The organism is Thermodesulfobacteriota bacterium (assembly GCA_035559815.1).
Lineage (GTDB): Bacteria > Desulfobacterota_D > UBA1144 > Nemesobacterales > CSP1-2 > DATMAT01.
Map to the genome: position 1 here is coordinate 1 of DATMAT010000038.1, position 21,486 is coordinate 21,486.

General features: G+C 47.4%; 13 protein-coding genes. 10 read left to right on the forward strand and 3 right to left on the reverse strand.

Annotated features, from left to right (window positions below; translation table 11 throughout):
- The 7 genes from VNN20_10735 to VNN20_10765 all read left to right on the forward strand — a co-directional run.
- On the forward strand, positions 1-361 hold a 361-nt coding region (locus VNN20_10735), incomplete at its 5' end, for a hypothetical protein (GenBank protein ID HWP92656.1).
- A gap of 252 nt (positions 362-613) precedes the next feature.
- Complete coding sequence (locus VNN20_10740; GenBank protein ID HWP92657.1) at positions 614-1,945, forward strand: NarK family nitrate/nitrite MFS transporter; 1,332 nt, start codon at positions 614-616, stop codon at positions 1,943-1,945.
- Positions 1,946-2,427: 482 nt separating this feature from the next.
- Positions 2,428-3,879 (forward strand): alginate export family protein, encoded by a 1,452-nt coding sequence (locus tag VNN20_10745; protein HWP92658.1) that lies wholly within the window; start codon positions 2,428-2,430, stop codon positions 3,877-3,879.
- A gap of 429 nt (positions 3,880-4,308) precedes the next feature.
- On the forward strand, positions 4,309-4,599 hold the full coding sequence (locus tag VNN20_10750; protein ID HWP92659.1) for a hypothetical protein: 291 nt from the start codon (positions 4,309-4,311) through the stop codon (positions 4,597-4,599).
- A gap of 470 nt (positions 4,600-5,069) precedes the next feature.
- Positions 5,070-8,411 carry an FAD-dependent oxidoreductase gene (locus VNN20_10755; protein ID HWP92660.1) on the forward strand — a complete coding sequence of 1,114 codons (3,342 nt, stop codon included), beginning with the start codon at positions 5,070-5,072 and terminating at the stop codon, positions 8,409-8,411.
- A 92-nt stretch (positions 8,412-8,503) separates the two neighbouring features.
- Positions 8,504-11,896 carry a molybdopterin-dependent oxidoreductase gene (locus tag VNN20_10760; protein ID HWP92661.1) on the forward strand — a complete coding sequence of 1,131 codons (3,393 nt, stop codon included), beginning with the start codon at positions 8,504-8,506 and terminating at the stop codon, positions 11,894-11,896.
- Between the two features lie 255 nt (positions 11,897-12,151).
- Positions 12,152-13,606 (forward strand): FAD-dependent oxidoreductase, encoded by a 1,455-nt coding sequence (locus VNN20_10765; GenBank protein ID HWP92662.1) that lies wholly within the window; start codon positions 12,152-12,154, stop codon positions 13,604-13,606.
- Between the two features lie 9 nt (positions 13,607-13,615).
- Here VNN20_10765 and VNN20_10770 read toward each other — a convergent pair whose 3' ends face one another.
- Positions 13,616-15,463, reverse strand: coding sequence for a sigma 54-interacting transcriptional regulator (locus VNN20_10770; GenBank protein HWP92663.1), 1,848 nt, complete (start codon positions 15,461-15,463; stop codon positions 13,616-13,618).
- A gap of 265 nt (positions 15,464-15,728) precedes the next feature.
- Between VNN20_10770 and VNN20_10775 the strand changes: the two genes are divergently transcribed.
- From VNN20_10775 to VNN20_10785, 3 genes are all read left to right on the forward strand, one after another.
- The gene (locus VNN20_10775; GenBank protein ID HWP92664.1) at positions 15,729-16,223 is read left to right on the forward strand and encodes a cupin domain-containing protein; all 495 of its coding nucleotides are present in this window, start codon (positions 15,729-15,731) and stop codon (positions 16,221-16,223) included.
- Positions 16,224-16,594: 371 nt separating this feature from the next.
- Positions 16,595-17,512 (forward strand): SUMF1/EgtB/PvdO family nonheme iron enzyme, encoded by a 918-nt coding sequence (locus tag VNN20_10780; protein HWP92665.1) that lies wholly within the window; start codon positions 16,595-16,597, stop codon positions 17,510-17,512.
- Between the two features lie 286 nt (positions 17,513-17,798).
- A complete protein-coding gene (locus tag VNN20_10785) occupies positions 17,799-18,581 on the forward strand; it encodes a methyltransferase domain-containing protein (GenBank protein ID HWP92666.1) in 783 nt (260 codons plus the stop codon).
- 276 nt (positions 18,582-18,857) lie between these two features.
- On the opposite strand, the gene nifA is transcribed toward VNN20_10785, so the two are convergent.
- Together nifA and VNN20_10795 are read right to left on the reverse strand one after the other, a co-directional pair.
- Complete coding sequence (nifA, locus tag VNN20_10790; GenBank protein HWP92667.1) at positions 18,858-20,429, reverse strand: nif-specific transcriptional activator NifA; 1,572 nt, start codon at positions 20,427-20,429, stop codon at positions 18,858-18,860.
- Positions 20,430-20,712: 283 nt separating this feature from the next.
- Positions 20,713-21,480, reverse strand: a complete 768-nt coding sequence (locus VNN20_10795; GenBank protein HWP92668.1) for a 3',5'-cyclic-nucleotide phosphodiesterase — start codon at positions 21,478-21,480, stop codon at positions 20,713-20,715.
- Positions 21,481-21,486 lie beyond the last annotated feature (6 nt).

The window sequence follows — 21,486 nt, forward strand, 5'->3', positions numbered from 1 at the left end:
ATGGTTGGGAAACAGGGCATTTTTGGAGCGGATGGAGAGATTGGTGGAGAAGAGGGATTTAGAAGAGGTTCCATCGGCACAGACTTTTCCCTCACGACCAACAAAACCCGATGTGCTTGAATCCGTTTCGAGAGAATATGGCATAACAGTAGAGGAGTTGGTTGGACGAATGGATCAGGGGGCATATAGGGCGGCGGTTTATCTTTTGCGAAGGGTGGTTAATCTAAGCCTCAAGGGAGTGGCGGAGGAATTTGGAGTATCACCGTCAAGGATATCGAAGATACAAGGTGAGATTCAAAAGGGCATAAAGAGAGATTCAAAACTGCTTAAATTGTTAGAAAGGTATAAGGTCAAGAACTGACCCTATTATACTTCGATCATTTACCCTACGATAAGAAATATTCGATTATTTTATGTGAGTTTGAATACAATTTTGTAGCCTCCCTTACAAAAGTGTAGCTTCTTACTAAATTTGCCTACTTGTTTAATAGGTCACATTTCTACGGATTTGCCCCTTTAAATAAGGCTTTTTAACATCATCCATACCCCGGCTATCCACAACGGCATAAGAATTGCTCAACTTGCCCGAAATACTCTAAAGGAGGATTTATGTATGGAAATCATGAATAAAGCCATCCGGATTCAGTTGCTCGATTTTAAGTCACCTCAAATGCGCGCCTTTCACGTTACTTGGTTCGCCTTTTTCTTGTGTTTCTTCGGCTGGTTTGGTATCGCTCCACTCATGGCCGTTGTCAGAGATGACCTGCATCTCACCAAAACCCAGATTGGGAACACCATAATCGCATCAGTAGCCATTACCATTCTCTTTCGTCTCATCATAGGCCGCCTTTGCGACCGTATAGGGCCTCGCCTGGCGTACACCTGGCTTCTCATCCTCGGATCGTTACCGGTTATGGGAATTGGTCTTTCTAATAGCTACGAAACATTTTTGTTATTCCGATTGGCCATAGGTGCTATCGGCGCTTCCTTTGTGATCACTCAATATCACACCTCGGTCATGTTCGCTCCTAACTGTGTCGGTACGGCTAATGCTACTACGGCGGGTTGGGGCAATTTGGGAGGAGGTGTAACTCAGATGGTGATGCCGCTTATATTCGCAGCCTTCTTGAGTCTGGGAATAGACAAATTTTTGAGTTGGCGTCTCTCCATGGTTGTCCCCGGCGCCCTTCTCTTTCTTACCGGTATTGGATATTACTTTCTTACCCAGGATGCTCCAAACGGCAACTACAAAGAATTGCGTGAGAAAGGCGAGCTTCCACCGGCCAATGATGGCCAACATGGTTCGTTTATGCTTGCGGCCAAGGATTACCGCGTCTGGGCCCTTTTTGTAGTTTATGCCGCTTGCTTTGGGGTGGAGTTAACCATTAACAACATTGCCGCCCTCTACTACTATGACCAATTTAGCCTGGACCTGGAGACTGCCGGGTTGATTGCCAGTCTGTTTGGCCTTATGAATATCTTTGCCCGAACCCTGGGCGGTGTATACTCAGACCGTTTTGCCGCTAAATTTGGGCTAAAGGGTCGGGTCAGCTTGTTATTTGCCGTTTTGTTGCTGGAAGGCCTAGCGCTCATTGTCTTCTCCCAAATGTCCATACTTTTTACAGCCGTCACCTCTATGATCGTGTTCAGTTTGTTCGTGCAGATGTCCGAGGGTGCAACCTACGGAGTGGTTCCATTCGTGAATAAAAAAGCCTTGGGGTCGGTAGCCGGTATCGTAGGCGCTGGTGGCAATGCCGGGGCGGTTGCCGCAGGATTTCTCTTCAGGGCAGAGAGCTTGAGCACGCAACAAGGTTTGATGTATCTTGGTATACTAGTCGTCATCGCCTCCGGTTTTGCCTTATTGGTTAGATTCTCGCCAGAGGTGGTAGCAGAGGAGAAAGAGGCGCTACAGCAAGCCTTGGCTCAAAGGGCGGTAGCAAACTAGCTAATAATGCTACGACCGAAGAGCAATATGGCTCAGAGTGTCATTCCGAATTCCTCAACATACTTAGAGCTTGTCCTGAGTGAAACGAAGGAATAAACTCATGTGAGGAAGCTTATGAGAAATCTGACAGAAGTGTAGTGTCATTCCGAACGAACATGAGGAATCTTCAACATTTCATCATTAAGATTTCTTCCCCATTAGATATGAAATTATATCACGGGGTCGAAGTGACAGAAGAAGCGGTAGAAACGGCCTCATTATCCTTGTCATTCCGAGCCTTGTCCCGAACGAATGTGAGGGAGCTTGTGAGGAATCTGACACAAGGTGTCATTCCGAGCGGATGCGAGGAATCTTTTTCTTAGATTTCTCCCGGAGTTTATCCAGCATAGCGAAGGAGTCGAAATGACAATACAGCGGTAATCCTTTTGGCAATCTACAGGGCACTATCACGGTAAAATCTCTTAGAGGAGGATTTTAAGTCTATGTTATCCCTATACAAAGCCTACAGCTTTGCCGTGTTATTAACCTTGTTTTGTTTTATTCATGTCTCCCCAAGCAGGGCATTTGACCTAGAGAGATCGGATATAAGAGTGAGCGGTGGAGTAGACATTAGGCTTAGAAACGAGCTTTGGAGCACCTTTGAAAGAGAGGGAGCAGACACAGACAGAATTTATGATTTCTTTCTCATAAGGGCGCGAGGATTTATCGATATTATCTGGAAGAACCTCACGATTCATGTGATGGGCCAGGGGGTTAAGGCGTTCAACCTCCCGGAAAACGGCGCCTTTGGACCAGGCCCTTTGTACTTTAATGCAAGCGACCAGGACACCGGCCCTGGAAATTTCCAGGTCGTAGAAGCCTACTTACACCTGAAAGATATCCACGGCTTTTATTTAAAAGGCGGACGCATAGGAATCCTGGAAGGCGCTGAGGTGCTTTACGGAGAGCCAAAGATTGACTGGGTTATAAAAGCAAGGCTTTCAGAAAGACTCATCGGCAACTGGGATTGGGTCAATATAGGCAGGAGGTTTGACGGAGGAACTGCCGGCTATGCCAATAAAAATCTTGACCTAAATCTCTTTGGAGCAAACGTTACCTTTGGTGGATATGATTTTGATGATGGATACTGGAAAGACCTCGACACCGTAGTGGTCTTGGGGGGCTCCTTCACCATAAAACAGGACATCGTTGTTCCCAATACACAGTTCAGGGTTTTCAACTATTTCTATTTCGACGACCGCACACCGGCAAGAGATCTAGCCGGTGACGACCTGGAGATTAACACCACCGGGTTAAGCGTCGTAGGGGCCTATAATACTGGCCCCGGCCAGGTGGATTTAATGCTCTGGTTTGCGTTCCAGTTGGGGAATTTTGGAGACCTAGACCAGAAGGCGCTGGCTTTTATTGCCGAGCTGGGTTATCAGTTCATGAGCGCGCCGTGGAAACCTTGGATAAGGGCGGGAATTGCTTATGCCTCCGGGGATGGTGACCCGGATGATTCCGATAACGGTACGTTTTTCAACATGGTGCCTACCAATCATAAATGGTATGGGTACGCCGATGCGGTTGCTTTCATGAACCTGATTAATCCTTATCTCCAATTAATTCTCACTCCACACGAGAAAGTGAGTTTTGCAGTAGACGGGCACTTATTCCGCTTGGCTTCAGACGATGAGTTTTGGATTAGCGGCTCCGGACCGTTTAATAATCAAGCATTTGGATATGTCTTCAACAGGCCGGTTGAAAGAAAAGACATAGAAAAAAATCTTGGAGGTGAAATTGACCTTACTCTGGGTATCAAGCCGGTCAGATTCCTGACCCTAGAAATAGGCTATTCACACTTCTTTGGAGGAAAGGGAGTAGATGCGGTATTCGATAAAGAAGACCAGCTCGATTGGTTTTACGCTCAAGCTACGGTTAATTTTAGTAAATGAACAGAGCTTTGGAACCCCATATACACACCCCTAATTCCCCTCTCAAGAGGGGACTAAAGTGGTGTGTTCCCCGTCTAGAGGAGACTTGCTGTAAAAATCCCCTCTATAGAGGGGTGGCTCGAAGAGCCGGGGTGTGTCTTTTCTGGAGAGGGGTGACTCAGAGAGTCGAACTGTGTCCCCTCTACAGACCTGTCCTGAGCCTGGCCGAAGGAGGGGTATCTCGTAGGGACGGGGTGTGTTACCCGGTCCGGATAAAAGTTACATACACGGCGTTTTGACATTAAACTAGCCTTGCTATAAAATCAGAAAAAAAACGATAACTTGTAGTATCAGGCACCATCACTCCTAATACGCGATGAACCCGACCGTCCAACAGCGGTGCTTCACTTGCTGTGGTTGGCAGGTTACCGCGATTGTTAGTTAAAAAATATGAAATTAAAGAAAATACCACCCGGCACTAAATTGCCAGTCAAGTTTACCCAACGCGAATGGCGTCTCATTCGCGACAAGATATATTATAACCCAGACTTTGCAAAATTAGCTGTTGTGGAAGGCAAAGGGGTCAGAGCTGACCTGTCATTGGGCGACATCGAAGAGATTCAAGGATACGTGGCTTTTGAGGCCAATCATACAAAGAACCTAAAACTTCAAAAGGAACTCGACCGACTCTTTGCCAAGCTGCAAGTCTTTCTGGATAGCTATGACGATCAAAATGAATGAAAACAATATAGACCTATCCGAACCAATGATCCATTCACGAGAGACGCTAGAAAGAAATAGAGTAAAATACCGAAATGGGCTCAGGCCAAAATCTTGGCCAACATTGTCGTTAATGTAAGATTGAGAGCATTTTTGTAGAATTTCTTACAAAAATGTAATTCCTCAGCAATTTCCCTTCCCATTCAATAAACCCCGATCAACACGAATTTTCCCTTCAAATAAAAGCGATTGGCCTCTTTTCGTGTTTAGTCAACCTCTCTGGCATAAGACTTGCCCTAAACACAATCTAACCATAAAGGCACGAAGAAATAAGTCGTCGGTCTTTAGTCATTAGTCCTTCGACAAAAATCATTCGACTGAGCCTGTAGTGAGTCTATCGAACTGCTCACGATGAAGTCTAAAGACTAGCGACCAAAGACTACTTCCTGTCTTAGTGTCTTCGTGGCAAAAATCATGTAAGGAAGATACGGATGGGCTTAAATACCGAGAGGGTCGTCATAGTCGGAAACGGAATGGCCGGCTTAACTGCCCTCCAGGAAATCCTCAGAAAAAAAAAGAAAAATCTCGATATCGTAGTTTTCGGAGACGAACCATATCCCAGTTACAACCGAATTCTCCTCTCCGAAGTCCTCTCCGGCAAGCGAGGTTTTACACAGCTCACTCTCAAGCCCAGGAAATGGTATGAAGAAAATGGAATTCGCCTCTATACCGGAGCCCGGGTCACGGAGGTTGACGCGGGAAAGGGACGAGTCTATACGGAAAGCGGTTCCCTAAAATCCTCCCTCTTTGATCCCCGACTGGATCGGGGATACCCCAGATCCCACGGCTTCTCCTCCCCCTATGACAAACTCCTTCTGGCAACCGGCAGCCTGCCATCTATCCCTCCGATTCAAGGGACCGAGAAAAAGGGCGTTTTTGTATACAGGACAGTGGAGGATGTCTGGGGAATGATGGAGATGGCGCGCTACAAAAAGCGTGCTGTGGTGATAGGAGGAGGGCTTCTAGGGCTTGAGGCAGCCAAGGCTCTCAAGGACAATGGGATGGAGGTTACCGTCGTTCATCTTCTAGACAGACTAATGGAACAGCAGCTCGATTTTACCGCTGCATCTCTTCTCAAGGCACAGCTTGAACGAATGGGGATCAGGATTCTGATGGAACGAGTGACTGAGGAGGTTCTGGGAAACGGTAACGTAACTGGAGTCCGTTTCCGGGACGGAGAAACCGTGGATGCAGACCTGGTTCTCATATGTACCGGCATCCGACCGAATGCAGAACTAGGAAAGAAAGCAGGCTTAATGGTAAATCGCGGAGTTGTAGTAAACGACTACCTTGAAACAAGCAATTCGAACATTTATGCGGTTGGGGAATGCGTCGAGCATCGGGGAAGAACCTACGGACTCTTTGACCCCTTAATAGAGCAGGCACGGATTGTCGCCGATTCCATTGCCGGCGAGGGAGAACTCACTTACGAAGGCTCCCTTGTGTCCGCAGTGCTCAAAGTTGCCGGAATCAATCTAGTTTCTATCGGAAACTTTCTTGGCGGAGAAGGCTTTGATGAAGTTGCATATTCAGACCAGGAATTGGGACTCTACAAAAAGGTTGTTCTACAGAATAACCGGGTTGTCGGCGCCGTCCTTATGGGAGACGTAACAGAATATAGACGGCTCTTTAAGCTCATTAAAGAAGGCACCGAGGTCTCGGGTAGAAGGCAGTCGCTTCTGTGGGGTGAAAATACTTTAGAGACTAATGTAGAGACGACTCGGCGAGTGGTCTCTACGGTAAAATCAGAGGAAGAAACTGCGGTCGAAGAGATAAACGGCGACGTTCCACTAGTCCCAGAAGAGCCTCCGCCACACTACGTAACCGACAACGACAGGCAAAGAGCCAGGGCAAACAAGTGGCTCACCAAGATGGATACCCCGAGAATCAAATCAGAGGGACTGGAAGTGGATTTCGAACGATACCGCCGTGAGGGATTCTCGGTAATTCCCCCAGAGGACTTATACCGCTTGAAGACATACGGGTACTGCAGCCAAAAGCAAGAGGGGTATTTCATGCGACGAATCAGAGTACCCGGAGGGGAAATAACCGCCTCGCAATTGGAACAGGTCGCTCACCTTGCCGAGGAATATGGAGGATGGGTGCACCTGACAACTCGTCACAACATAGAGCTCCATTGGACTCAGGTCGAGAATTCGGAGAAGATTGATAACGCTCTCAAGGATGTTGGGCTCACCACCCGCTCCGCATGCGGTCACACCTTCCGAAACATCACCGCTTGTGAACAGGCTGGAATATGCGAGGACGAAATCATAGATGTACGACCCTGGGTTAAAATCGTCCACAACTACGTGATAGACAACTCTCCCTTCTTGAACAGGAAACTCCCCCGCCGACTAAATGTATATTTTGCCGGGTGCGGGAGCTGCCGCGCCTTCGCCCGACTAAACGACATTGCTTTCGTGGCGGTGTGGGGAAAATATCAGGGCGCAATGATTCCCGGTTTTGAGATATGGGTTGGAGGAAGCCTGGGAGCAAAACCTCACCTGTCCCACAAACTGCTCGACTTCGTCACCCCGGAACAAGCCCTGCCCGCAGTACAAACGATTACAGAAATCTACACCAGGCACGGATATGTCAGAGGAAACGCTAACCCGCGTCTTAAGGTTTTGATCGATGAGTGGGGATTCGACCGTTTCAAAGAGGAATTCCTAAGCCTGTTCAGTTATAGGTCTATTCCCTTGGAGATATCCGAGGTTCTAAATGCCTGCGACTTAGAAAATAAAAATAACGGGTCTATATCAGAAGAGGGAATCTATCCACAACAACAGAAGGGCTATTACCGGGTTGTGGTTCGAGTTCCACTTGGAGAACTGACATCCAAGCAAACGCTGGCCCTATGCCGTCTGTCTTTAGAGTACGGAGATGGGAGGCTTATAGTCACAAAACAGCAAAACCTGGAGCTTCAATGGGTGAAAAAGGAAAAACTACTCAAGCTTCTTAAAGCGCTCAGGGAGATTGGGCTTAGCCCTAAGGGTGCGGGGTCCATCCTGGATGTTCAAGCCTGCTCGGGAACGACATTTTGCATCTGGGGAGTCTCCGATTCGCAGGGAACCGGCGACACGCTCATCAGGCATATAGCAGAAAAGAAATACATGGAAGACGAGGAAGTGAGAAAGATAAGAATCCATATATCCGGATGTCCAAACAGTTGCGCCCAGCATCAGGTAGCGGAGATAGGACTCTCCGGCAGTAATGGAAAATACTTTCTCTATCTGGGCGGCCACATGAACGGAGACGCCAGGGTTGGTACGGTCGTCCGCTCGAATATCGCCCCGGATGAAATCAACCTGACGCTCGACACGATAATCGATCTTTATCTAGGAATGAGAGAAGAAAAAGAGTCCTTTGCGGTTTTCGTAGAGCGGGTCGGCACAGAAAAATTATCGAAGCTTCTAAGTGAGCGATTGGACACGCCAGAAGCCGTGCAAAATCGGGCTAGTTTGGCTGAAAAATCTAAAATCGATCCAGCGGATTCAATTGTAAAGGAATATACCATACGGTTCAAGCTAAACGGCAAGACTACCACTATCAAGGTTTGCCGGAATGAGAAAATACTTCAAAAAGGACTAGATGAAGGCCTTCCCCTACCCTTCAGTTGCCAGCAGGGAAGCTGCGGCACTTGCAAACTAAGAGTAAAAGGCAAATTTCATCAAGGTCAGGTTGAGGGGATTACACCCGAGGAGATAGCCAGCGGCTACGCCCTAATCTGCATGGCCGAACCGAGGGGGGATATGGAAGTGGAAGTATAAAGATTAGCCACAAAGGCACAAAGACACAAAGTTTAAAATCTAAATTTAAAATCTTTTCTTAGTGTCTTCGTGGCTAAAAAACAGGTGAAAGCATGAGCGTTCGTTCGGTTTGTCCATACTGCGGCGTTGGGTGTGGTGTAATCCTTGAAACCCGAAAGGGAAGAGTTTTAAGCGTAAAAGGAGACCCTGATCATCCGGCAAACAGGGGAAAACTCTGTACAAAAGGCATAACGCTCCACAAAACTATACACACGCCAGACAGGTTGACTCAACCCCTCATGCGCAAAACGCGATCAGATTCCTTTCTTCCCGTCTCCTGGGATGGAGCACTGGGCAGAATTGTTGAGACCTTTCACTCATTCATCGATAGCTACGGACCGGGCTCCATTGCCTTTTACATCTCGGGGCAGCTCATGACCGAAGACTACTATGTAGTTAATAAACTGACGAAAGGCTTTCTAAAGGTGAATAACCTTGATTCAAACTCACGTCTCTGCATGTCCTCAGCGGTGATGGGATATAGACGGGCCTTTGGAATTGATGCACCCCCCTGTTCGTACGAGGACATAGACCTTTCAGACTGCATATTCATAATCGGTTCAAACACTGCTTACTGCCATCCGGTTCTATTCACCAGGATCTCGGAAGCAAAAGCCCTTAAGGGAGATAAACTAAAGATAATAGTTGCGGACCCGCGAAGAACGCCAACTGCGAGCATTGCCGATCTATACATCCCTCTTAATCCTGGAACCGACGTCGCCCTGATAAACGGTATGATCCATATTCTCATGAATGAAAGACTCATAGACGAAGAGTTCATATCTTCCAAGACCGAGGGGTTCGAGGAGATAAAGAAAACTTTTGAAAAGTATCCGTCTGAGATAGTATCACAAATATGTGGAATACCTCCCTCTCTGGTCCGCGAAGCGGCATTGGTTTACGGAGAGGCCAATGCCGCTCTAACCTTGTGGGCCATGGGTCTTAACCAGAGCCGTCAGGGAACGGATAAGAACAACGCCGTAATTAACCTGTCCCTGGTTACAGGAAACATCGGCAGACCCGGTGCAGGGCCGTTTTCTCTTACCGGGCAAGCAAACGCCATGGGAGGAAGGGAAACGGGAGGCCTGGCCAACCTGCTCCCTGGTCATCGCTATATGGAAAACCCATCACATCGCCAAGAGGTTTCCGCTCTGTGGGAATGTGGGGAAATTTCCGAGGTAAAAGGACTCACCGCCGTGGAGCTTTTTGATGCAATACATCGTGGGACTATCAAAGCGGTATGGATAATTTGCACAAATCCGGTCGTCTCCCTGCCCAACGGTTCTAAATTTGAGGAAGCTTTGAAACGGGCAAAACTGGTAGTAGTGCAGGAACTTTATAGCCCTACAGACACCGGGCTTTTTGCCGACATTCTTCTGCCGGCGGCCGGATTCGGCGAGAAGGAAGGAACTATGACAAACTCGGAGCGACGTATATCTCACATTTCTAAAGCCATAGACCCTCCGGGTGAAGCACTACCGGACTGGAAAATCATGACCCGATTTGCCCACAAGATGGGACTATCCAGATTCTTTCCCTACGAAAAGGCAGAGGACGTTTTCGAAGAATACAAACAGCTCACCAGAGGTACAGATATGGATATCACCGGGATTACATACGAGCGACTCAAGAAACAGGGCCCGATTCAGTGGCCCTGTCCCAACGAGGACCACCCAGGCACTCCTCGGCTATACACAAACCGAAAATTTCCGACAGAGAATGGAAAGGCCAGGTTGATTCCTGTTGATTATATCTCACCGGCGGAGACACCGGACTCGGAATTCCCCTTTGTTCTCACGACTGGACGACTGAGAGATCAATGGCATACCATGACCAAGACCGGAAAGGTAGAGAGTTTAACGCTGCACGACCCAGCTCCCGTCCTGGAAATAAACCCCAATGACTCACTAAAGTTGAGTGTAAAAGACGGCGACCTTGTGGTCGTCGAGTCTCGTCGAGGTGAGGCAACCATCCAGGCTAAGGTGACGGACGGCGTTAAAGAAGGAACTGTCTTTTTGCCCTTCCACTGGGGAAAGCTCCTAGCTGATAACGCCCGAGCAAACCTGATGACGGTCGAGGCTTTAGACCCCTTTTCCAGACAGCCCGAGTTTAAGGCATGCGCCGCAAGGATTAGAAAGAAGACCTTTGTCGATAAGCGAAAAGTCATAGTCGTAGGGAATGACCCGGCAGGACTCATGACCCTACAAACCCTTATTGAGATTAATCAAAGCGCAGAAACAATCCTTTTCTCGGATACTTACCCCGTGGACGTCAATCTTCCAAAGAATATTTTGCTGCGTAGAGAGCTGCCAGTGAGCATTGACACAGACGGTCATTACCTGGTCTTGAAGGATGGTTCCAGAGTTTTATACGAGAATCTGGTCCTAGCTCTCGGAAATCGTTCCTACATTCCTCCCATAACCGGCTTATCCCGTCAGGGCGTTTTATTCCTGGAAAGTTTAGACCAGGCAAGAAAGGACATAGGAAAACTCCACGTAATTGAACGAGCCATCGTTATTGGGGAAGGACCACTTGGGCTAGAAACTGTTGATTGGCTCAGGACGCGGGGATTAAACGTCGAATTCATCAATCCATCCACCGTTCTACTGGAAAAGCAGGTGGATGGAATAGCTTCAGAACTGCTCTTCTACGAACTCAGGAAGCGGGGCGTAAGTATGACACTCGGGGCAGAGGTCGAGGCGGTCCTGGGAAATGGACGTGCGGCCGGAATTCAACTGGCCGATGGAGAGAACAGGAAAGGAGACCTCATACTCATCGAAACCAGAGAGAGGGCGAACGTAGACCTGGCTTTCGAGGCGGGTATCCTGGTGAATAAAGGCGTGGTCGTTGGAGAGAAGTTAGAAACAAGTGCTCCCGATGTTTACGCCGTGGGCAGGGTTGCAGAGTTTTGTGGAATTACATCCAATGACCCGGAGATTCTCTCCCGGCAAGCTCAAGTTCTAGGCCGTCTCCTCGCCGGAGACCCCACCGTCCGCTATCGAAGCACTATAGGTTGTAACCGATTCCGTATGTTGGGATTTGACGTCGTGTCTTTCGGCGAGTTCAATGCCGACGACGAGGAGTCGAATGTACTCACCTTTCTGGATAAAGGACAGTTGGTCTATAAAAAAATTATTCTCCGTGATAACCGGGTTGTCGGCGGACTCTTCTTGAGGGACACGTCCTCGGCTGAGGAGATTCTGGAGTTAGCGCGAAAAAGAACAGACATATCCGCTTTTCGAAGTAATCTCCTTTCTGGCAATTTAAATGGACCTGTGTCTAGGGGTAAAGTCCTTTGCTCCTGCGTTGGTGTAACCAGGGAGGAAATCCTGGCCGGAATAAAGAAGGGGATGGATTTAGCAGGCCTCAAGGAGAATCTTAGAGTTGGAGTTAGTTGCGGAACCTGCCTTCATGAGGTGAGAGAACTGGCCAAAACTATAGGCTGAAGTGTGAGGGAAGATGAAACTCGACAGTGTAGGGAAAAATCTGATTGAACAAAATGGCAATTGTTTCATCTCATTAATAAACAAAGCTTGATAATGATATAAGCCCTATGGCTCTAGAGATTAGTCCTTATGTAGTAACGGGATGCCTCCGGATTCCACCATTATTGTAGAGACGACCCGGCGGGCCGTCTCTACCTCAGAACTACCTTTATTTGTGCACTTGAAAAGTTATATCAAAACGAAAGGAGGATTTTAATGACACATCTCTTTACTAATACAAACCCATTAAGGATAGCCATCATTGGCTCTGGGCCGGCCGGTTTTTACGCCGCCGACCACCTTCTCAGACAAAACAAATTTGTCGTAGAAGTGGATATGTACGACCGATTGCCTACGCCCCATGGCCTGGTGCGCTCCGGCGTGGCTCCAGACCATCAAAAAATCAAATCGGTTATCAGGGTCTATGATAAAATTGCAGCCAATCCCCGGTTCCGTTTCTACGGCTTCGTCGAATTTGGCAAGCATATCCAGCTAGAAGACCTGAAAAGGCATTACCATCAGATTATATTTGCCACAGGCGCACAAACAGACAAGCGCATGAACATACCGGGTGAGGACCTACAAGGCAGCCACGCGGCTACCGAATTCGTAGCCTGGTACAACGGCCATCCCGACTATGGCCATCTTCAGTTTGACCTCTCTGAAGAAAAGGTTGCAGTTATAGGCGTTGGTAATGTGGCGATAGATGTAGCTCGCATTTTGTGCCTTACCCAGGAAGAGTTAAGACGGACAGACATCGCCGACTACGCCCTAGAATCCCTGAGTAAGAGTCGGGCCAGGGATGTATACATACTCGGACGACGGGGCCCGGCTCAGGCAACGTTCACGAATCCGGAAATCAAAGAACTTGGCAACCTTGCCGATGCGGATGTAGTCACATTACCGGATGAGGTCGAGCTCGACAAAATAACTCGATTGTCATTAGAACAAAGCAATGACCAGATAGCGATGAGAAAAATTGAGATTCTACAGGGATACGCTATCAGAAAGACCACTCAAAAATCTCGCAAGATTCATTTGCGATTTTTTGTGTCTCCTGTAGAGCTGGTCGGAGACGAATCCGGCCGTGTTTCGGCTATTCGCCTGGTAAAAAATGAACTCTATTCCGATGAGAATGGCAGTCTCAAATCCCGTCCGACAGGTCGTTTTGAAAAATTGCCGGTTGGCCTCGTCTTCCGCTCGATTGGGTACAATGGGATTCCCCTGCCAAATGTACCCTTTGACGAAAAATGGGGAGTCGTGTTTAACCAAAGAGGGCGTGTTATCGACCCTGAAACCCAAAGACCCCTCCTCGGTCTTTATGCTACTGGCTGGGTTAAGCGCGGCCCCACTGGAGTAATCGGGACAAACAAAACTGACTCCGCCGAGACTGTAGATTGTATTCTCGAAGACGCCCTATGTGGCAACATTCTTAACCCGCCCCACCCCGAAGCAAACAGCGTGGAAAATCTCATTAGTGAGCGCCAACCCAATTACGTCACCTATAAGGACTGGCTAAGCATTGATGCGCTAGAAGTAGCACGTGGGGAGGCAGAGGGGCGTCCACGCGTTAAGTACACCAGTATTTCCGATATATTCACTGCCCTCGGACGTGAACATCAATTAGTTGGCTGCTCCAAAGATGAAAGGGTTGAAAGGAAGAATATTTAACGTTCAAGGTCAAAGTTCTTCTTTAATCCATTCCTGAACCTGGTTTTGCAGGTCAGACACGATGTTTTGAAGAGACGTGCCTTCGGCTGAGAAGGTTCCGACAACCGAGCGTGTAGTGGTACAGATGATTTCAGAATCAAGCCGCCAACGGTTTTCTCCCAAGGACTTGAGGCGTCCGACCAAGGAATAATCGAGTCCACCTTGTCGGGCAGCCTCGCAAGCGTTGATTTCAAGCTCTTCGATAGCCCTTAAGTTTTTAACCCCGGCTTTGGAGAAAAGGTCTAACATCCCTTCGCGGGCAATCCACTCAATTCCAGGCATGGTGCTGAAGTTCCGGTTAATTTGCTCTTCGATCAATTGTGCAGTACCTGCATACTCGCCCTGGCTTCGGACATAAAGAAGCCCTAGCCTATGTGGTTGAGTGTTAAACAGCGTGGTGCCATGAAAAACAAACCATCCTCCGCCCAGTATCATAGCAATAAGTAACACTGAAATAGCAATCACTAAACTAGGCTTACGTTTGACGAAGAACCATAATGAATATGATTTTCCTGTAAATGGGACAAAGTAACCCTGTTCCAACTCACCGCCACTTGAGTAAAGAAACTGAGATTTTCCAGCAGATAAAAGAGGGTAGCTCTGGGGTTCATCTGATTTAGGAACTTTAGCCGGTTTAACGCCTTCACTAAGCTTGTGGCCACATTCGGTGCAAAACTCCTTATTCGGAGGATTTTCTTTTCCACAGTTTTGACATTCTTGGACTGAACCTGTAGAACGACCGATCTCCGGCTTAGTCTCGCTAGATAGCCCATATCTCTTCATCTTATTTATGAGCCCCTGCCTGGAAATCCCCAGAATCTCAGAGGCCCTTTGCTTATTGCCTCCGCTTTTTTCTAACGCCTCTTTTATCTTCCGAATCTCAATTTCTTCCACCGTTCCTCTAAGAAATCTAGTGCTTTCCTCGGCAGGGGCACGTTGCAACGTGTCCCTGCTAACTATTACGCCTCTTACATTATCCGAAAGGTCACTCTCCTCGATTACATCACTATCAACCAAAATTGCTGCACGTTTTATCTCGTTCTCCAACTCCCTTACGTTTCCGGGCCAATCGTATTTTACGAGGCAATCCATCGCTTCAGGGGAAAGACGCATGGAGTCCCTTCCTAGTTCATTTACAAAGCTACTCAAGAAGTGCTGTGCAAGGAGTGGAATATCCCCTTTAATCTCACGAAGGGGAGGCATATTGATATGGACGGCATTTAGTCGGTAATACAGGTCTTCACGGAAGTTTCCCTTTTTTATCTCGCTTTTTAGGTCTTTATTCGTAGCCGCGATAACCCTTACATCCACTTCTATCGTGCTTCTTCCTCCGATTCTCTCTAGCTTCCTCTCCTGAAGCACCCGCAGAAGCTTGGCCTGGGCGGCAAGACTCATATCTCCAATTTCATCAAGAAATAGGGTTCCGCCGCTTGCCATCTCAATCTTTCCCGCTCTCCTCTCCACTCCTGTTGCCACACCCTTCTCAATGCCAAAAAGCTCGCTCTCAAAAAGGCTCTCCGGCAGGGCTGCGCAGTTAATGGCGACAAAGGGTTTATCAAAGCGGGAGCTGTTTGTATGGATAGTACGTGCGGCAAGCTCCTTTCCGGTACCACTCTCCCCGGTGATAAGAACGTTTAAAGGGCTGTCACTGACCTTCTCTATTAACTTTATTATTTCCCGTATACTGGGGCTTGTTCCTATGATGTTACTTACAAAGGGTCTGCTATTAGGTTGTTCTTTTGAGGTGGTGTTTTCTTTATTTAAGCGGCCTCTTGACCCCTGGAGTTTTTTATCATCCCTTTCGCCCATAGGAATCATAACCAAAACTCCCCCGTAACTAAATTCAATTTTATCACAGGGCAATTATAAGCGTCAATTTTCTTTACGATGGCGTCAAGAAGCTTTACGTTTCCATCAACAAGCCTCACGTTCTCGGTTTAACCTCGTGGTTCAAATACAAGATGTCAATACTTAAAAATCCTTTTTTAACAAGGAGTTACGGGTATTTCTTTATTTCCCGCTAATAGCCGGCATACATCTTGCCGTTTTATATGGACAAAATCGAAAAAGGAGGTAAATGACAATGCAAACAAAACGCTTAATTATAACTTGCCTTTCCTTCTTGGCCCTTATTATGGTGTGGAATGGGATTCTCACTAAAGTAGAAGCAACGACAAGCGATCACGGACTCTTCACGCCGGGAGAGATTAAGTGGACGGACGCGCCATCGGCGCTTCCTACCGGTGCTAAGCTGGCAGTTCTGGAGGGCAACCCCTTTGAGAAGGGTTTCTACACGATGCGCCTCCTGATGCCCGATGGATACAGGATCCCACCGCACTGGCATTCAGGGGTTGAGCATGTGACCGTTATTTCAGGCACTTTCAACCTCGGCATGGGAGACAAGTTCGATGAGAAGGTCGGGACGGTTATGCCCGTGGGAACTTTTGGTTTCCTACCGCCGCAAACGAAGCACTTCGCTTGGGCAACCGGAGAGACAGTCATCCAGCTCCACGGGGTAGGACCGTGGGAAATCACCTATGTAAATCCACAGGATGACCCACGGAATGTAAAGAAGTAGCGTCTTGCTCGGGGGGAGAGTCGGCCATTCGGTGCTGTCTCTCTCCTTAGCCTTGGATGAGGTTGACATTATGGGTATCCGATTGATCCCCCGGTTATGATGTTTGATAATCTGATCCGGTAATGAGCCAGTGGCATCTGTCATTCCCACGAAAGTGGGAATCCATAGGCATTAAGTATTACTGGATTCCCGCTTAATCTCGTGCCCGAAAGCGTTAATCGGGTAACATGCGGGAATGACACTTTGGGCACCTTGTGCATCACCTCAAGCCAGCTTTTCTACTACCGCTTTAGTTTTTCAAAGGTCATAACCGGGGGACGAGAGTTTAAATAAACTTGGCAATAGAAACCCAAGAAAAGGAGGATAGTACAATGGTTAGGTACTTTGTTTTTTCCATTGTCTTTGTAGTAATGGTTTTTGTTGCTTTAGTCGTGACCAGCACATCCAGCTTTGCCACCGACGACCCGAATGTGATACACGCCTGCATTAAAAAGAATAATGGGCAACTTAGAGTGGTCGGAGAACCAAGCGAGTGCCTGCCATCAGAAAACCCGATTGATTTACAGGCGGTGGTAGAAGTTGAAGAGGATGAATGCCCAGTGAACATGGTTCCGGTGGGAAATATATGTGTGGACATGTATGAGGCGAGCGTGTGGTCTCAACCCCCTGATGCTGATGGAAACCCACAGGGAACTCAGTTCGGAGAAGTGAATTTCTATCCCTGCTCAGACAACGGAAACGACTGCTCAGACCCAAACCAGCCTAGTAAGATGATATATGCCGCATCTGTGCCAGGAGTAAGGCCCTCTGCGTTTATCACCTGGTTTCAAGCACAGCAGGCGTGTGCTAATGTGGGGAAGAGACTGCTTACGAATGCAGAGTGGCAGATGGCTGCCGCAGGGACGGATGACTCTGGAACGGACCACACTACGGCGGCTTGTAACATATTTCCTGGCCCTGGTCTTGAGCCTGAGCCCACCGGTTCCCGCTCAGATTGTGTCTCAAACTGGGGAGTATTTGATATGGTAGGGAACGTATGGGAGTGGGTAGGGGACTGGATACAGGATAACTCTGATAATGATAGAGGAGATATACCCAGTTCTCTTGATTATGGCAATGATTTAATCTTTGGAGTAGATGAGGCGTTTCCTGAGCTTGAAAGGTTTCCAGCGGCGCTTTTCCGTGGCAGCAACATGGCTTTCGGCACGGGCGCCGGGGTCTTCGCGCTCGATGCCCGCTTTGGGCCTACGTTCTCGTTCGGCGGCCTCGGCTTCCGTTGCGCCAAGTAGTCTTTGAGGATTAAATGTAGGGGCAATCCTTTTGTTTCCATTTCTCGCGCACCGCGCTTGAAATACTACAAGTGATTGCCCTAAGAATAAAAAGGGGCGAACACGAGGTTCGCCCCTACAATGACAACTTGATAATTTGTTTTGGAAGCCAGGCGAAAGCCCGTCCGCGGCATTAAAGATTGAGATTTATCAGTAGGAGCGCCATCCCTGGCGCGACTTGGGGTCGCGGCTAGAAGCCGCTCCTACCTATTTTTGAGATAGGTTCTAATAAGAAGGAGGAAATATCATGAGTACAATTCAAGGAAGAACAGTCAATAAAGAAGAACTCGAAGTAAAGGTGAAAGAGATGTACCGTGAGGTTGCTCAAAATCCACACGGAAACTTTCACTTTGAAACAGGGCGAGGTCTAGCTGAAAAGCTTGGCTACCCGTCGGTTGATTTGGATAAAATTCCTGAGGAAGCGATTGATTCCTTTGCCGGTGTCGGCTATCATTTCGACATCGCCAATATCAAACAGGGTGAGAGGGTCCTGGATTTAGGCAGCGGCTCCAGTATGGATGTGCTTTTCGCCGCCCTGAAAGCAGGGAAAAATGGAAAAGTGGTTGGAATAGATATGACCGATGAACAGTTGAAAAAGGCAGAAGACCTGCGCGACCGATTCGGATTTGATAATGTTTCCTACCAGAAGGGATATATCGAAGAACTGCCCTTTGAAGATGAGAGCTTTGATGTAGTGGTATCAAACGGTGTGATTAACCTTTCTGCGGAGAAAGAAAGGGTGTTTGCGGAAGCCAGTCGGGTACTTAAAAGTGGCGGGCGCCTGGCGATCTCCGACATAGTATCGGACCAGGAATTGCCTGAGGGAATTACCTGTGATGCCACAATTTGGGCCTCTTGTATCGGCGGAGCTATGCAGATAGATAAATACAAAGCGGCTATTGAATCACCCGGCATGCGCGTTGTTTTTATCAGGGAGAATCCCCAATATCAATTTCTTTCGAAATCTGCACAGGGAGCAAGTAAAAAATACGGGGTTAAAAGCATTTCGCTGCTTGCTGAAAAATTATAGAATTGTAGCCCGACCACTGCTGTTCAAAATAATCTGAAAGCAATAAATAAACTACCGTGAATAACATATGAAAATCTTGATGATGCAAAGTTCTAGAAATGGGATGGCTTCGGTCGTAGAATTTATCCTTGCCGTCTTTCTCGCTAAACACTGCCTTCCTTCACGTCATTGCGAGCACATTCGTTTCACTCAGTGTAAACTACGCGAAGCAGTCTCTTATTTTTCTCTTATTTTGGATAGGTTTAATGAAAGATAAACATCTAACGATGTTTTATGCTACTCCCGCCAGGGTTTTCTGATCTTGATCCCGAACTTCGTTATTTTGTAGTCAATCTGCCGGGGGGAGATTTCCAGTAGTGTAGCCGCGCGTGATTTGACCCAGCCGCATTTCTGGAGTGCTTCTATGATTCGCTGTTTTTCTATCTCTTCCACCGTCTTGGGAAGAGAGGAATTCTTAGTCTTAATTTCCTGCTGAAACGAAGGGGATTGATTGTCTACAACCCTATCGAATGCCCTTATTTCATAGGGTAATTCATCTACCTCCACAATCTCTTCATCGGTCATGATCACCAGCCTCTCAATACTGTTTTCAAGCTGTCTTACGTTCCCCGGCCAGGGATACTCGAGCATTAATTCCATTGCCTCGTCTGAAATTCTGGTCCTCTTCTTGTTTTCTTCGTTAAATTTTTTTAGAAAATATTCCACCAACACCGGTATATCCTCCTTTCGTTCCCTGAGGGGCGGAAGAAATATCGGTATTACATTAAGCCGGTAGTAGAGGTCTTCTCGAAAACCTCCCTGGGCAACGGCCCTCTCCAAGTCCTGGTTCGTCGCGGCAATAATGCGCACATCCACGGAGATCGTTCTTGAGCTGCCTAGCCTTTCAAACTTCCTTTCCTGAAGAACGCGGAGGAGTTTCATCTGAGTCGACACCGGGATATCCCCGATCTCGTCGAGGAAAATAGTTCCGCCATCGGCCAGCTCAAACCGGCCCTTGCGTTCATTTGTTGCCCCGGTAAACGAGCCTTTTTCGTGTCCGAAAAGCTCGGATTCAAGAAGTGTTTCCGGAAGCGCCGTGCAATTAACTTTAATGAAAGGGCCTTTAGCCCTGCGGCTGTTATAGTGGATAGCCCTGGCTATGAGCTCTTTGCCCGTCCCGCTTTCACCCCTTAGAAATACAGTGGCCTTTGTAGCAGCCACACGATGTACCGTCTCGTATATTTCTTTCATCCTATTACTTTGACCGACTACGTTTTCCAAACTATGCCTTACTTTCAGTTCACGTTGTAAACGGATTTTCTCTTCTATGAGCGTCTTCTTCTCCTTATCAACCATGCGACTAAGCTCCACCGCCTGGCCTATGAGGGAAGCAACCATAGTAAGAATCCTAACTCCACCTTCCATAGAAAAAGAGACCTTTCCTTGATAAAACACCACGCCAAGTGTCCCTAATACTTTATCCCCCGTTTTAATCGGGACGCATATAGATGAAATCCTCTGATTTTGGTCGAAGAGTTTAATTTGCTTACTAAGCTCCAGTTCATCCCTAATATCGGGCAGGATCATAGGAGAACCGGTTTTATAGACTTTTCCTATAATTCCCTCTCCTGCCTTATAAACTCTTAGCCTTCTCTCCTCTTCCGCGATTCCGAGGGCAACAAACGTAGAAAGCTCCCCTGTATCCCGGTTGTAAAATACAACTGTGCCGTATTTCATATCCAAAAATTTGTCAAGAATATTCATCACCGAATCGAGGGATTTTTTAAGGTCTAGCGTAGATGTAAGAACCTTGCTTACCTCGTAAATAGTGGTAAGCTCCAAAACCTTTGTATCCACTTCTACCATCATCCTTAAGGTCCCATTACTGAGGAAAAGACTTCAGTTAATCATCCCGGAGTAGACACGTGGAGATTGATGCATACTTTTAGCTTGTCCCCTTTCTCCCGGCTTAGAGTCAATTAGCCCAGCAAATTATCGCATCTCTTCAGAACCGGTTTGCTAACATTTTTGGCAAATAATATGCCAGAATGGAAATAGCTATATGACTGGATTTTGTTGCTTCTGAAGTGCTAACTATGCTTATAAATTAAGCATCAAAGTCAAATTGAAAGGCACATTGGATAGCAATTTTCTAAAGTCTTATCTCCATCCCATCTTCCAGCACGGTTAGGGGTGATTCTTTGGATAAACTTTTTAACTCTTTGACCAGCTCTTTTTTATAAAGGGGCTTAACATGGGAGATATATACTTTCACGTCATTCCGATTCAACTTTTTTATCTCATCGTGAAGCAGTCTTGGGGTGAGATGCCCGGTTATCCTGGCTACCTCTTCCAGTGAATTGGGAAAAGAGGTTTCTATTATCACCGCACGCAGTCTCTCGCTTCTTTGAACATTCTGCCAGAATGAATCGGTAATATAGGTATCACCGGTAAACGCAAAAGCCTTTTTCCCGTCGTCTATCAGATAGCCTACGGTAGGGATGGTGTGATTTACCGGAATGGGCATAACGCTATACCCTCCGATCGTCTTCTTTTGAAACGGGTCCAAGGTCTTATAGGTAAGTTTCGACTCTTTCAAATTAGGAATCTTGGAGAAGTTCGGCCAAATATGCCCATTCAATATATGGGAGGATATGCTATCGATAGTTTCTTTTATGCCATAAACGTTCACCGGCGCGGTTCTCAAATCAAAGGTCAGCTCCGCCAGAAAAGGCAGGTCGCCAATATGGTCGATATGTGAATGAGTAATCAGTATGTTGTCTATTCGAGCACAATCTTTCGAGTCGAGTACCTCTGTAACCGAGCCGCAGTCAAGAAGCAGTTTGTCATCAACCAGGAATGCCGTGGGTCTTGAACTTATTCCTCTGCTCCCTCCACAACCTAGAACGAAAATTCTCAAATGACG

What these genes read in the sequence shown, in the direction of transcription:
- VNN20_10740 (HWP92657.1), top strand. Translation starts at nt 614, where the DNA reads ATGGAAATCATGAATAAAGCCATCCGGATTCAGTTGCTCGATTTTAAG.
- VNN20_10745 (HWP92658.1), top strand. Translation starts at nt 2,428, where the DNA reads ATGTTATCCCTATACAAAGCCTACAGCTTTGCCGTGTTATTAACCTTG.
- VNN20_10750 (HWP92659.1), top strand. Translation starts at nt 4,309, where the DNA reads ATGAAATTAAAGAAAATACCACCCGGCACTAAATTGCCAGTCAAGTTT.
- VNN20_10755 (HWP92660.1), top strand. Translation starts at nt 5,070, where the DNA reads ATGGGCTTAAATACCGAGAGGGTCGTCATAGTCGGAAACGGAATGGCC.
- VNN20_10760 (HWP92661.1), top strand. Translation starts at nt 8,504, where the DNA reads ATGAGCGTTCGTTCGGTTTGTCCATACTGCGGCGTTGGGTGTGGTGTA.
- VNN20_10765 (HWP92662.1), top strand. Translation starts at nt 12,152, where the DNA reads ATGACACATCTCTTTACTAATACAAACCCATTAAGGATAGCCATCATT.
- VNN20_10770 (HWP92663.1), bottom strand. Translation starts at nt 15,463, where the DNA reads ATGATTCCTATGGGCGAAAGGGATGATAAAAAACTCCAGGGGTCAAGA.
- VNN20_10775 (HWP92664.1), top strand. Translation starts at nt 15,729, where the DNA reads ATGCAAACAAAACGCTTAATTATAACTTGCCTTTCCTTCTTGGCCCTT.
- VNN20_10780 (HWP92665.1), top strand. Translation starts at nt 16,595, where the DNA reads ATGGTTAGGTACTTTGTTTTTTCCATTGTCTTTGTAGTAATGGTTTTT.
- VNN20_10785 (HWP92666.1), top strand. Translation starts at nt 17,799, where the DNA reads ATGAGTACAATTCAAGGAAGAACAGTCAATAAAGAAGAACTCGAAGTA.
- nifA (HWP92667.1), bottom strand. Translation starts at nt 20,429, where the DNA reads ATGATGGTAGAAGTGGATACAAAGGTTTTGGAGCTTACCACTATTTAC.